Below are 13,395 nucleotides of genomic sequence, written 5' to 3'. Positions count from 1 at the left end.
TATCAGCAGTATAGCGGGAGGAATCTTGTCACGACAGTATAACATTCACCCTGACAAGAATTGGTCTATGCTCTATTTAACGCTCATTTGAACAAGGAATGACATCACATTGCCTTAAATCAAATTTATCGAATTTATTTAAGTGGCGAAGGGATGTTGTTGGTTTCTAAAATACGGGCTCTTTGAGTCGTCATCCCTTTATGGCGATATATCCCGCCCGCGGGAAAGCGCGCGGAAATTATTTGAGGTGGTTATGTTTAGAAAATTGGCTGCAGAATGTTTTGGTACATTCTGGCTGGTATTTGGTGGCTGCGGTAGCGCCGTTCTGGCAGCAGCGTTCCCGGAATTAGGCATTGGTTTTGTCGGCGTCGCGCTGGCGTTTGGCTTAACCGTATTAACCATGGCCTTCGCCGTGGGGCATATTTCCGGTGGTCATTTTAACCCGGCTGTGACGTTAGGTTTATGGGCGGGCGGTCGTTTTCCTGCTAAAGACGTCATTGGCTACATCGTGGCGCAGGTGGTGGGCGGTATTATTGCGGCTGGCGTTCTGTACGTTATTGCCAGCGGTAAGGCCGGCTTTGACGCGGCCGCCAGCGGCTTCGCCTCAAACGGCTTTGGCGAACACTCGCCGGGCGGTTACTCCATGCTGTCTGCCATCGTGATTGAAATTGTGCTGACCGCGGGCTTCCTGCTGGTGATCCACGGCGCCACCGACAAACACGCGCCTGCTGGCTTTGCCCCTATTGCTATTGGTCTGGCGCTGACGCTTATCCACCTGATTTCAATTCCGGTCACCAACACCTCCGTTAACCCGGCACGCAGTACCGCCGTCGCCATCTTCCAGGGCGGCTGGGCGCTTGAGCAGCTGTGGCTGTTCTGGGTGATGCCAATTATCGGCGGTATTCTGGGCGGCGTGCTGTATCGCACCCTGCTGGAAAAACGCGATTAATCTTTCCCTCCCTCTCCCCGTGGGAGAGGGCCGGGGTGAGGGCAACAGGCCGCACATACAAGCCGGGTAAGGCGTAGCCGCCACCCGGCTTTCTTTTGCCGCTTTACTGAATAGCCTTTATTGGGTAGTGTCTCTGGCGCTCAACAGACACTCAAAAGGACCGGCTGTTCATGTTTTCAGGACTCCTCATTATTCTGCTGCCCCTGATTGCGGGCTACCTTATTACGCTGCGTCAGGAATCCGCATTACGGCTTATCAACCGTTTTCTCAGCGGGATTGTTTATCTCATTCTTTTCTTTATGGGGATCAGCCTGGCCTTCCTGGATAACCTGTCCGCGAATTTACTCTCCATTTTGCATTATTCAGCCGTCACGGTTACGGTTATTTTGCTGTGCAATATTGCCGCACTGCTGTGGCTGGAACGCACCATTCCCTGGAAAAACCATCACCACCAGGAAAAGCTGCCCTCCCGTATTGCGATGGCACTTGAGTCATTAAAACTCTGCGGCGTCGTGGTGCTCGGTTTTCTTCTGGGTCTCACCGGATGGGCATTTTTACAGCACGCGACAGCAGCCAGTGAATATACCCTGATCTTCCTGCTGTTCCTGATTGGTATCCAGCTGCGAAATAACGGCATGACCCTGAAACAGATTGTCCTCAACCGTCGGGGAATGATTATTGCCGTAATGGTTGTCGCCAGCTCAATGGTGGCGGGTGTGATTAATGCTTTTATTCTCGATCTGCCGCTGAAAACCGGCCTGGCAATGGCCTCCGGATTTGGCTGGTACTCCCTTTCCGGTATTCTGCTGACTGAATCATTCGGTCCGGTGATCGGCAGCGCCGCCTTCTTTAACGATCTAGCGCGTGAGCTGATTGCCATTATGCTGATCCCGGGGCTGGTTCGCCGCAGTCGCTCTACCGCACTGGGTCTGTGCGGCGCGACCTCGATGGACTTTACCCTGCCGGTACTTCAGCGCTCAGGCGGGCTGGAAATGGTGCCCGCGGCCATCGTGCACGGCTTTATTTTGAGTTTACTGGTTCCCATTCTGATGGCGTTCTTCTCTGCCTGATACTTCTTTGGCGGTAGGGTGCCTGCCGCCAAAATTGCGCTAAATCAATCTCCCTCTATTTTGTAGCAGAAAGCGCTTTTCACCGTTCTGGCACAGGCATAATCTTAAACATGTATATCAAATATAACTTTAACAGGTGTGATTATGTTTTGTGTGCAATGTGAACAAACCATCCGTACCCCGGCAGGCAATGGCTGCTCTTACGCGCAGGGTATGTGCGGCAAAACCGCAGAAACATCAGACCTGCAGGACCTGCTGATTGCTGCCCTGCAAGGCCTTTCCGCATGGGCATTCAAAGCCCGCGAATACGGCATCGTCGACCAATACGTCGACAGCTTCGCGCCGCGCGCATTCTTCTCTACGCTGACCAACGTTAACTTTGATTCCCCTCGCATCGTCGGCTATGCCCGTGAAGCTATCGCCCTGCGTGAAGCGCTGAAAGCGCAGTGCCTGAACGCTGATGCTAACGCTCGCGTGGACAACCCGATGTCAGAACTCCAGCTGGCGAGTGATGACCTGGGCGACCTCCAGCGTCAGGCGGCAGACTTTACCCCGAATAAAGACAAAGCGGCGATTGGCGAGAACATTCTCGGCCTGCGCCTGCTGTGCCTGTACGGTCTGAAAGGCGCAGCGGCGTATATGGAGCACGCGCACGTTCTCGGTCAGTACGACAACGATATCTACGCGCAGTACCACAAAATCATGGCGTGGCTGGGTACCTGGCCTGCCGATATGAACGCCCTGCTTGAGTGCTCAATGGAAATCGGCCAGATGAACTTCCGCGTGATGAGCATTCTGGATGCCGGTGAAACCAGTACCTACGGCCACCCGACGCCAACGCAGGTCAACGTGAAGGCGACCGAGGGCAAATGTATCCTGATCTCCGGTCATGACCTGAAAGATCTCTACAACCTGCTGAAGCAGACTGAAGGCACTGGCGTCAACGTTTATACTCACGGCGAAATGCTGCCTGCGCACGGCTACCCGGAGCTGCGTAAATTCAAACATCTGATCGGTAACTACGGCAGCGGCTGGCAGAACCAGCAGGTGGAGTTCGCCCGCTTCCCTGGCCCTATCGTGATGACCTCTAACTGCATCATCGACCCTACCGTGGGCGCGTATGACGACCGCATCTGGACCCGCAGCATCGTCGGCTGGCCGGGCGTGAGCCACCTCGAAGGCGACGATTTCGGTCCGGTTATTGCCCAGGCGCAGCAAATGGCGGGCTTCCCATACAGCGAAATTCCGCATCTGATCACCGTCGGCTTTGGCCGTGAAACCCTGCTCGGCGCCGCAGATTCGCTGATCGATCTCGTCAGCCGTGAAAAGCTTCGCCACATCTTCCTCGTCGGCGGCTGCGACGGCGCGCGCGGTGAGCGTAACTACTTCACCGATTTCGCCACCAGCGTACCGGACGATTGCCTGATCCTGACCCTGGCCTGCGGTAAATACCGTTTCAACAAGCTGGACTTCGGCAATATCGAAGGTCTGCCGCGCCTGATCGATGCGGGCCAGTGTAACGATGCTTACTCGGCCATTATTCTGGCGGTTACCCTGGCGGAGAAACTGGGCTGTGGCGTGAACGACCTGCCGCTGTCGCTGGTGCTTTCGTGGTTTGAGCAGAAAGCGATCGTCATCCTGCTGACCCTGCTCTCTCTGGGCGTGACCAACATCGTGACCGGCCCGACCGCACCAGGCTTCCTGACGCCGGACCTGCTGGCCGTGCTGAACGAAAAATTCGGCCTGCGCTCCGTCACCAACGTTGAAGATGATATGAAGCAGCTGCTGAGCGCGTAAGGAGTTATTCATGACCATGCCAACCTCACAATGTCCGTGGCGGATGCAGGTTCATCACATCCACCAGGAGACGCCGGATGTGTGGACGCTCTCACTGATTTGCCACGATTACTATCCGTACCGTGCCGGTCAGTATGCGCTGGTCAGTGTCCGCCATTCGGCGGACACCCTGCGTGCCTACACGATCTCCTCAACGCCGGGCGTGAGCGAATACATCACGCTTACCATTCGCCGTATTGATGACGGTGCCGGCTCGCAGTGGCTGACCCGTGACGTTAAGCGCGGAGACTATATCTGGCTGTCAGACGCCCAGGGCGATTTCACCTGTGACGACAAGGCGGAAGATAAATTCCTGCTGCTGGCGGCGGGCTGTGGCGTCACGCCGATTATGTCCATGCGCCGCTGGCTGGCGAAAAACCGTCCGCAGGCCGACGTGCAGGTGATCTTTAGCGTTCGCTCTCCGGAAGATGTTATTTTTGCCGAGGAGTGGCGTAATTATCCGGTAACACTGGTGGCAGAACACAATGCGGTCCACGGTTTTGTGCCCGGTCGTCTGAGCCGCGAGCTGCTGCAAAGCGTGCCGGATATTGCGCACCGTACCGTGATGACCTGCGGCCCGGCGCCTTACATGGATATCGTCGAGAAAGAAGTGAAGGCGCTTGGCGTGACCCGCTTCTTCAAGGAGCAATTCTTCACGCCGGTAGCGGAGGCGGCAACCAGCGGGATTCAGTTTACTAAGCTACAGCCTGCGCAGACCTTCTTTGGCCGCGTGGGAACGACTTTGCTGGAGGCACTCGAAAGCAATAAGGTGCCGGTAGTGGCCGCCTGTCGTGCGGGCGTATGCGGTTGCTGTAAGACGAAAGTGGTTTCAGGTGAGTACACTGTCACCAGCACCATGACGCTGTCCGACGCGGAAATTGCCGAAGGTTACGTGCTGGCGTGCTCATGCCATCCGCAGGGGGATCTGGTCCTCGCATAATCTTACGCGGTGCCCCTGTTTTTGCCGGGTGGCACTGCGTTTACCCGGCCTACCTTGTAGGGGCTGGACGTCGTAGGCCCGGTAAGCGCTAGCGCCACCGGGCTTTTTTGTCGGGCGGCACATTGTTTACCCGATCGACAACAGCCTCAACGCCACGCCGGTGCTTTCCCCAGCGCAAACCGCCCAGCCCCTAAAAATGCCACCGCCAGCGAGCCAATAAAGAAGTACACCAGGCTTTCAATCGCCCATGCCCCAACCTTATCGAGGGCGAACGTTTCACCCATTCCTACCATAAGCCATGCCACAATCATCGTAAACGCCAGCATCAGCGCGGCCGGTCGCGTAAAGAGGCCGACAATAATCAACATCGGTGCCACCACTTCGCCAATCAACACGCCATAGGCGATAAACCCCGGCAACCCTTTTTCCACCAGCATGCCGCTGATAAAGCCCACGCCGCCGAATAACTTGTGCAAACCGTGAAAGAGCATCAACCCACCGACGGCAAGTCGTAACAAGAGTTTGCCAAGATCGTCGCACGATAGCTTTTCATTAACAGCAATTAACAATGATTTAACCATTTGAAATGATTCCTGTTTTCACCTGAGTCAGCACCAGATTATGCCGAATTATCGCGCAAGGAAACCCTGTTAATTGAGGGGTGTTGAGCAGGCAATACAGCGACTTTCTTCCTAAGCTTGTAAGCGATATCACAAAAAGGAGAAGGACACCCATGAAACAAACTGTGGCTGCATATATAGCGAAAACCCTGGAACAGGCTGGCGTGAAACGTATCTGGGGCGTAACCGGCGATTCCCTGAACGGACTGAGCGACAGCCTTAACAAAATGAAAACCATTGAATGGATGCCGACCCGCCATGAAGAGGTCGCTGCATTTGCCGCGGGAGCCGAAGCGCAGCTCACCGGTGAACTGGCCGTGTGTGCAGGCTCGTGCGGGCCAGGTAACCTGCATCTGATCAACGGTCTGTTTGACTGCCACCGTAACCACGTGCCGGTGCTGGCGATTGCCGCCCATATCCCCTCTTCCGAAATCGGTAGCGGCTATTTTCAGGAGACGCATCCGCAGGAGCTGTTCCGTGAATGCAGCCACTATTGCGAACTGGTTTCATCCCCCGAGCAGATCCCGCAGGTTCTGGCAATCGCCATGCGCAAGGCGGTGCTGAACCGCGGCGTGTCGGTGGTCGTTATCCCGGGTGATGTGGCCCTTAAGGCCGCACCAGAAGGGGCCAGCACCCACTGGTATCACGCCCCGCAGCCTGTGGTGACGCCTGCGGAAGAAGAGCTGAAAAAGCTGGCGCAGCTGCTGCGTTACTCCAGCAATATTGCCCTGATGTGCGGTAGCGGCTGCGCGGGCGCGCACAAGGAGCTACTTGAATTCGCGGGTAAGCTAAAATCCCCCATTGTTCACGCCCTGCGCGGCAAAGAGCACGTCGAGTACGACAACCCCTACGATGTGGGAATGACCGGGCTGATCGGTTTCTCCAGCGGGTTCCACACCATGATGAACGCCGACACGCTGATTTTACTCGGTACCCAGTTCCCTTACCGCGCGTTTTACCCGACGGATGCCAAAATCATTCAGATCGATATCAATCCGGCCAGCATCGGCGCGCACAGCAAGGTATATATGGCGCTGGTGGGCGATATCAAATCCACCCTGGCCGCCCTGCTGCCGCTGCTCGAGGAGAAAACGGATCGCGCGTTTCTTGATAAAGCCCTCAGTGACTACCGCGATGCCCGTAAGGGGCTGGACGATCTCGCCAAACCGAGCGACAAAGCCATCCACCCGCAGTACCTGGCACAGCAGATCAGTCATTTCGCTGACGACGACGCCATTTTTACCTGCGACGTCGGCACGCCAACCGTCTGGGCAGCACGCTACCTGAAGATGAACGGCAAACGCCGCCTGCTGGGTTCGTTCAACCACGGCTCGATGGCCAACGCCATGCCGCAGGCGCTGGGCGCAAAAGCGACGGCACCGGAACGTCAGGTGGTGGCCATGTGCGGCGACGGCGGGTTTAGCATGCTCATGGGTGATTTTCTCTCCGTGGTACAGATGAAGCTGCCGCTCAAAATCGTGGTCTTCAACAACAGCGTACTGGGCTTTGTGGCGATGGAGATGAAGGCCGGTGGTTATCTGACGGACGGTACCGAACTGCATGACACCAACTTCGCGCGCATTGCCGAGGCGTGCGGCATCACCGGTATTCGCGTGGAAAAAGCGTCTGACTTGGATGAAGCCCTGCAGCGCGCCTTCTCTATCGACGGTCCGGTGCTGGTGGATGTGGTAGTCGCCAAAGAAGAGCTGGCTATTCCACCGCAAATCAAGCTGGAACAGGCGAAAGGTTTTAGCCTCTATATGCTGCGCGCCATCATCAGCGGCCGCGGTGATGAAGTGATCGAACTGGCAAAAACCAACTGGCTCAGGTAAAACATTTCACGTGACCTCTTAAAATAAAGGGATGTGAAATGATTGATTTGCGTAGTGATACCGTTACCCGCCCGAGCCGTGCCATGCTCGAAGAGATGATGGCCGCCCCGGTCGGGGACGACGTCTACGGCGATGACCCGACGGTCAACGCGTTACAGCGCTATGCGGCAGAGCTGAGTGGCAAGGAGGCCGCGCTGTTCCTGCCGACCGGCACGCAGGCGAACCTCGTGGCGCTGCTCAGCCACTGCGAGCGCGGCGAAGAGTATATTGTCGGCCAGGGCGCGCATAACTATCTCTACGAAGCCGGCGGTGCGGCGGTGCTCGGCAGCATCCAGCCGCAGCCGATTGACGCCGCGCCGGACGGTACACTCCCGCTCGATAAGGTCGCGGCAAAAATCAAAGCCGACGATATTCATTTCGCCCGCACGAAACTGCTCAGTCTGGAAAATACCCACAACGGTAAAGTGCTGCCGCGCGAGTACCTGAAAGCGGCATGGGACTTCACCCGCGAGCGCAAGCTCGGCCTGCACGTTGACGGTGCGCGCATTTTTAACGCCGTAGTGGCGTACGGCTGCGAGCTGAAAGAGATTACGCAATATTGCGACTCGTTCACCATTTGCCTCTCCAAAGGGCTGGGTACGCCGGTGGGTTCCCTGCTGGTCGGCAATGCGGATTACATCAAGCGCGCCAACCGCTGGCGTAAGATGACCGGCGGCGGCATGCGCCAGGCCGGTATTCTGGCGGCAGCGGGTCTGTATGCTCTCAAAAATAACGTGGCGCGCCTGAAAGACGATCACGATAACGCCGCATGGATGGCCACACAGCTGCGCGAGATCGGTGCGGACGTGATGCGCCACGACACCAACATGCTGTTCATTCGCGTGGGCGATGAGCATGCCGCTGCGCTGGGCGAATTTATGAAAGCGCGCGGCGTGCTGATCAACGCCTCTCCGATGGTGCGTCTGGTCATGCACCTCGACGTGAACCGCGAACAGCTGGCAGAGGTGGTGAAACACTGGCAGGCGTTTTTACAGCGCTAAGGAGCCTCACGTGCCGCAACGCATTCTGGTGCTTGGCGCCAGCGGGTATATCGGTCAGCATCTCACCACGGCGTTGAGCCAGCGGGGACATCAGGTGCTGGCAGCGGCACGCAACACCGAGCGCCTGCAAAAGCTGGCGTTGCCGGGCGTCACCTGCCACAACGTTGACCTCAACTGGCCGAAGGCGCTTCCCGCGCTGCTGGAAGGGGTCGACACGCTTTACTACCTGGTCCACAGCATGGGCGAAGGCGGCGATTTTATCGCCCACGAGCGACAGGTGGCGTTGAACGTTCGCGATGCCCTGCTGCAAACGCCGGTGAAGCAGGTGATTTTTTTAAGTTCGCTCCAGGCGCCTGAGAGCGAGCAGTCCGATCACCTGCGCGCGCGCCAGCTGACGGCGGACACCCTCCGCGGGGCGAATATCCCCGTCACCGAACTGCGCGCAGGGATCATCGTCGGCGCGGGCTCAGCCGCTTTTGAAGTGATGCGCGATATGGTCTACAACCTGCCGGTACTGACGCCGCCGCGCTGGGTCCGCTCGCGCACCACGCCGATTGCGCTGGAGAACTTGCTCCACTATCTGGTGGCATTGCTCGATCACCCGGCGGAGCAACACCGGGTGCTTGAAGCAGCAGGCCCTGAAGTGCTGAGCTATCAGCAGCAGTTCGAACATTTCATGCGCGTCAGCGGACGCCGCCGCTGGCTGATCCCCATCCCCTTCCCGACCCGCTGGATCTCAGTCTGGTTTTTAAATGTGATCACCTCCGTGCCGCCGACCACCGCCAAAGCGCTGATTCAGGGGCTGAAACACGATCTGCTGGCGGACGATCGCGAGCTGCGCGCCTTAATCCCTCAGGATCTGATCCGGTTTGACGACGCGGTACGCAATACGCTGAAAGAAGAAGAGCAGCTGGTGAACTCCAGCGACTGGGGTTATGACGCGCAGGCCTTTGCCCGCTGGCGGCCGGAGTACGGTTATTACCCGAAACAGGCGGGCTGCACGGTAAAAACCTCTGCCAGCCTTGAGGCGCTGTGGGAAGTGGTGAACCAAATTGGCGGCAAAGAACGTTATTTCTTCGGCAATCTCCTCTGGCAAACGCGGGGGACAATGGATCTGCTGGTGGGGCACAGGCTGGCTAAAGGTCGCCCGGCGCGCCCGTATCTTGAGGTGGGCGACGCGGTGGACAGCTGGAAAGTGATCATCGTCGAGCCGGAAAAGCAGCTGGCGTTGTTGTTCGGTATGAAAGCGCCGGGGCTGGGGCGACTCTGCTTCACCCTCAAGGATAAAGGCGATCGCCGGGAACTGGACGTCCGCGCCTGGTGGCACCCGCACGGGATGCCGGGCCTTTTTTACTGGCTGTTCATGATCCCCGCCCATCTTTTTATCTTCCGGGGAATGGCGAAACGAATTGCGCAACTGGCAGAACAAAAAACGAAAATAACTCATTAAAACGCTTTTTCTTTCACCTTTCCCATTGCATAGCGCCGTAATTCACGAAAGAATGCGCACGAAATTCTTTTTCAACACAGTGGATTGATATGAAGGTACTGGTTACCGGGGCGACCAGCGGCTTAGGCCGAAATGCGGTCGAATTTCTGCGCAACAAGGGCATTAGCGTCAGGGCTACCGGTCGCAACGAGGCGATGGGAAAACTGCTGCAAAAAATGGGCGCAGAGTTCGTCCATGCCGACCTGACGGAGCTGGTCTCCTCGCAGGCGAAGGTGATGCTCGCCGGAATCGATACGCTGTGGCACTGCTCCAGTTTTACCTCTCCGTGGGGGACCCAGGAAGCCTTCGATCTCGCCAACGTGCGGGCCACCCGCCGTCTGGGTGAATGGGCCGTTGCCTGGGGGGTACGTAACTTTATTCATATCTCCTCCCCGTCGCTCTATTTCGACTATCACCACCATCGCGATGTGCAGGAAGATTTCCGTCCGGCACGCTTTGCCTGTGAATTTGCGCGCAGCAAGGCGGCCAGTGAAGAGGTGATCGACCTGCTGGCGCAGTCGAACCCGCACACCCGTTTTACGGTACTGCGTCCGCAGAGCCTGTTCGGACCGCACGACAAAGTGTTTATTCCGCGCCTGGCGCAGATGATGCATCACTACGGCAGCGTGCTGCTGCCACGCGGTGGCGATGCGCTGGTGGATATGACCTATTACGAAAACGCCGTCCACGCCATGTGGCTGGCCAGCCAGTCGGACTGCGATAAGCTGATCTCTGGTCGCGCCTATAACATCACCAACGGCGAACCCTGTACGCTACGCAGCATTGTGCAGCGGCTGATTGATGAACTGCAGATCGACTGCCGCATCCGTTCTGTCCCCTACCCCATGCTTGACATGATTGCCCGCAGCATGGAGCGATTCGGCAGTAAAGCGGCCAAAGAACCTGCGCTGACGCATTACGGTGTCTCTAAACTCAATTTTGATTTCACGCTGGATATTTCGCGGGCAGAGAACGAACTGGGGTATCGGCCGGTGGTGACGCTGGATGAAGGGATTGTGCGCACGGCGGCGTGGTTACGGGATCACGGCAAACTGCACCGCTAGCCTGTTGCCTGGTGGCGGCTTCGCCTTACCGGGCCTACAACTGCACCGTACCGCTGGAAAGGGTGCAAAAACTAAAACGGCAACCTTTCGGTTGCCGTTTGCTTTTACAGAGCTGTCCAGGCATCAGACCATGCCAGACCAGCGCCCGGTTCATAGTATGCCGGGGCGTTGTTACACCAGCCGCTGTACGGGAACGGTTTGCACTGGAACAGTTTACCGTGGTTGTTCACGATATCACCGGCCTTGTACTTGCTGTTCGCGCTCCACGCCGCGTAATCGCCAGACGTGCCTTCGTCCTGAGACGGTGCTGCTTTGGCTTTCACGTTCAGCAGATAAGAGGTCGTGCTGCTCAACTCACCGTCGCTCACGGTCAGGCTGATTTCAATCTGCTGAGCCGTTGCAGACTCTGGAGCAGTAAAGGTGACAACCGCTTTATCCTGACCGGTTACGGTCTGACCGTCCTGGGAACGCCAGGTGTAGGTCAGCGCGTTGCCGTCTGCATCGGTAGAACCTTCCGCGCTCAGAGAGACATGTGCACCCGCCTCAACGGCGCCGATTGGACCCGCGATATGCGCCACCGGCGCGTGATTCACCACAGCAGGTTCAGCCGGGGTTTCATCCGGAACTGGCGCTGGCGCCGGCGTTTCGTCTTCTGACGGCGTAGGCGTTGGCGTTACCGGGGTTTCATCCGGCGTAACGGAACCGTCGTCGTTAACGATGTTCACGTTAAAGAACTTCTGCACGCACTTGCTGTAATCACCCTCTTTGAACGCGCTGAACGGCGTCTGGTAACCAACGAGCTGGCAAGAGTAGGTTTCGCCGCTTGGCGTATCCGCGCTCCATCCCCAGTCCTGCTCCCAGTAAATCTTCAGCGCGCCAGCACCGCCTTCGTCGAACTGCTTCATGTTCGCGCAGCCCAGCACTTCGTTCGCCGGAACAGGGACCTTCAGGTAGTTCGCGAACTCTTTGTAGTACTTGATACGGTTTTCAGACTGTGCAATTTCAGTTGGACCGCCGCACTCAACGCCACCGTTGATGATCTGGGTGGTCACGCCGAAGCCAGGGACCAGACCGTTGGCTTTATCGTGATCGTTCGGCTGCCATGTACCGTCGATAACCTGCAGCATGCTTGGTTTAGGCGGCTGCGGATAGGCGAAGAAGAAGATCGCACTCGCCAGGTTCAGCCAGGTATCCGCCACCAGCTCAGGTTTGTCGAGCAGCGTACGCACGTCACCGTACATCGCTTCAGAGAACGGGCCGTAGTTGTAGTTGTAGGACAACTGCTTCGCACCGCGACCGAAGTAGCTCAGGAAGTCGCCGTCTTTATCTTTACCGCACGGCCAGGTCTGACCCTGCCAGACGTCCGGGTTACATTCGCCGTTATAGCCGCCCTTCTGGCCTTCGCTCCAGCCCATCTCACGCACGTGAACCAGGGCCTGACGCCATTCTGCTTCCGGACGCCAGCTTTCGTGACCGCCCGTTTCCTGAGCAAAGTGCGCAAACATGGTTGCCAGCTCTTTACGGCAGATAGCGTCACTGTCGCGACCGTCATTGTAGGTCTTACACAGCGCCGGGAATTTACCAACCGCTTTCAGGAAGTTGCTGTAGGTGTACGCCTGCGCGCGCAGCGGGAAGAGATATTCCCAGTCGCTGGCTTTCACGATCCCTTCCACGCGTTTCACGTTCTCCGGGTTCGCCGCACGACCAGGTTCAATCAGTTCAACCTGGGCGTTGTCCAGCGTCTTAATGGTTTCCTTTACGGCATCCATCAGCGGGAAGCTGGTCAGCTCTTTCTCTTTCTTCGCCAGATCGCTGGCGTTCATGGTGTATGGTTCACTGGTGGTCGCTTGCAGCGAGGCAGCCTGCGCCATAAACGGTGCTACGCATGCGCCGGCAACGAGAACACTCAGTAACGTCCTTTTGTTCATTTCACTATTCCTGTTTATTTAAGTTAAATAATAACTATCCAGGCTTATGTATTAATCCGTTAATAAATAAACCGCAGACAGCTGTTTTCTCTTTTCGAAGAACACCCTCAGGAATTCTTCAAAAATAAAAAACTCATTCGTTTGCTGTCGCTTTCAGTTCCTGATATTTTTTCCACACTTTGTGGGCGTATATCATGCGTTGCGGATAATTTTCTTTCTTTAATCCGGCGTTATAGGCGCCGACCGCCTCCCAGTTATAGCCATACACTTTAATCATGCTGGATAAAATCGATGCGCCAACCATAATCGAGGTACAGGGTTCGGTTATTAGCCGATATTCATCTATCCCCCTGCTCTCCAGTGCCGAAAAATGTGAGCTGTTAATTTGCATCAACCCCACGTCACGCGTACCGTCATGGTTTCTGCCGACCGCATACGGATTCATTCCCGACTCCACATTGGCAATGGCGTACAGTAAATAAGGATCGACGTGATAATAATGTGCCGCTTTATCCCAACAGTTTGCCAGCGCGCTTTGGCTGATAATCAATAATAAAAAAATTAACTTTTTCATTTTTACCTGCTGACCGTTTCGTTTATTTCTCCTTAACAACATCCTGTAAAATC

General features: G+C 56.5%; 11 protein-coding genes. 8 read left to right on the top strand and 3 right to left on the bottom strand.

Translation table 11 applies throughout. The annotated features are described in order from the left end of the window. The first annotated feature begins 253 nt into the window (after positions 1-253). The 4 genes from aqpZ (at position 254) to hcr (ending at position 4,795) form a co-directional block, all read left to right on the top strand. Complete coding sequence (gene aqpZ / locus L3068_RS07205) at positions 254-949, top strand: aquaporin Z (RefSeq protein WP_014883193.1); 696 nt, start codon at positions 254-256, stop codon at positions 947-949. 170 nt (positions 950-1,119) lie between these two features. Then, positions 1,120-2,019: a LysO family transporter gene (locus L3068_RS07200; protein WP_117580552.1), complete on the top strand. Its 900-nt coding sequence runs from the start codon at positions 1,120-1,122 to the stop codon at positions 2,017-2,019. Positions 2,020-2,163: 144 nt separating this feature from the next. Further along, positions 2,164-3,816, top strand: a complete 1,653-nt coding sequence (gene hcp / locus L3068_RS07195; RefSeq protein WP_117580554.1) for a hydroxylamine reductase — start codon at positions 2,164-2,166, stop codon at positions 3,814-3,816. A gap of 10 nt (positions 3,817-3,826) precedes the next feature. Continuing rightward, positions 3,827-4,795 (top strand): NADH oxidoreductase, encoded by a 969-nt coding sequence (hcr, locus tag L3068_RS07190; protein ID WP_023337002.1) that lies wholly within the window; start codon positions 3,827-3,829, stop codon positions 4,793-4,795. 146 nt (positions 4,796-4,941) lie between these two features. Here the strand turns inward: hcr and L3068_RS07185 are convergent, their stop codons facing one another. Then, complete coding sequence (locus tag L3068_RS07185; protein ID WP_023338201.1) at positions 4,942-5,376, bottom strand: DoxX family protein; 435 nt, start codon at positions 5,374-5,376, stop codon at positions 4,942-4,944. A 152-nt stretch (positions 5,377-5,528) separates the two neighbouring features. On the opposite strand from L3068_RS07185, the gene poxB reads away from it, so the two are divergent. The 4 genes from poxB (at position 5,529) to L3068_RS07165 (ending at position 10,840) form a co-directional block, all read left to right on the top strand. Continuing rightward, positions 5,529-7,247: a ubiquinone-dependent pyruvate dehydrogenase gene (poxB, locus tag L3068_RS07180; protein WP_117580556.1), complete on the top strand. Its 1,719-nt coding sequence runs from the start codon at positions 5,529-5,531 to the stop codon at positions 7,245-7,247. Between the two features lie 38 nt (positions 7,248-7,285). Further along, positions 7,286-8,287 (top strand): low-specificity L-threonine aldolase, encoded by a 1,002-nt coding sequence (gene ltaE / locus L3068_RS07175; protein WP_117580558.1) that lies wholly within the window; start codon positions 7,286-7,288, stop codon positions 8,285-8,287. Positions 8,288-8,297: 10 nt separating this feature from the next. Continuing rightward, positions 8,298-9,737, top strand: coding sequence for an SDR family oxidoreductase (locus L3068_RS07170; protein ID WP_117580560.1), 1,440 nt, complete (start codon positions 8,298-8,300; stop codon positions 9,735-9,737). An 89-nt stretch (positions 9,738-9,826) separates the two neighbouring features. Further along, entirely contained in the window at positions 9,827-10,840 is a 1,014-nt protein-coding gene (locus L3068_RS07165; protein WP_023336997.1) for a 3-beta-hydroxysteroid dehydrogenase, read from the top strand. A 104-nt stretch (positions 10,841-10,944) separates the two neighbouring features. Here L3068_RS07165 and L3068_RS07160 read toward each other — a convergent pair whose 3' ends face one another. Together L3068_RS07160 and iagB are read right to left on the bottom strand one after the other, a co-directional pair. Continuing rightward, complete coding sequence (locus L3068_RS07160; RefSeq protein ID WP_023336996.1) at positions 10,945-12,768, bottom strand: glycoside hydrolase family 19 protein; 1,824 nt, start codon at positions 12,766-12,768, stop codon at positions 10,945-10,947. Between the two features lie 133 nt (positions 12,769-12,901). Further along, positions 12,902-13,342: a type III secretion system invasion protein IagB gene (gene iagB / locus L3068_RS07155; protein WP_014883183.1), complete on the bottom strand. Its 441-nt coding sequence runs from the start codon at positions 13,340-13,342 to the stop codon at positions 12,902-12,904. Between the last annotated feature and the right edge of the window lie 53 nt (positions 13,343-13,395).

Source organism: Enterobacter cloacae complex sp. ECL414 (assembly GCF_021869685.1).
GTDB lineage: Bacteria > Pseudomonadota > Gammaproteobacteria > Enterobacterales > Enterobacteriaceae > Enterobacter > Enterobacter kobei.
The sequence above is the reverse complement of the archived record's forward strand: the minus strand, read 5'-3'. Positions and strand labels throughout refer to the sequence as shown.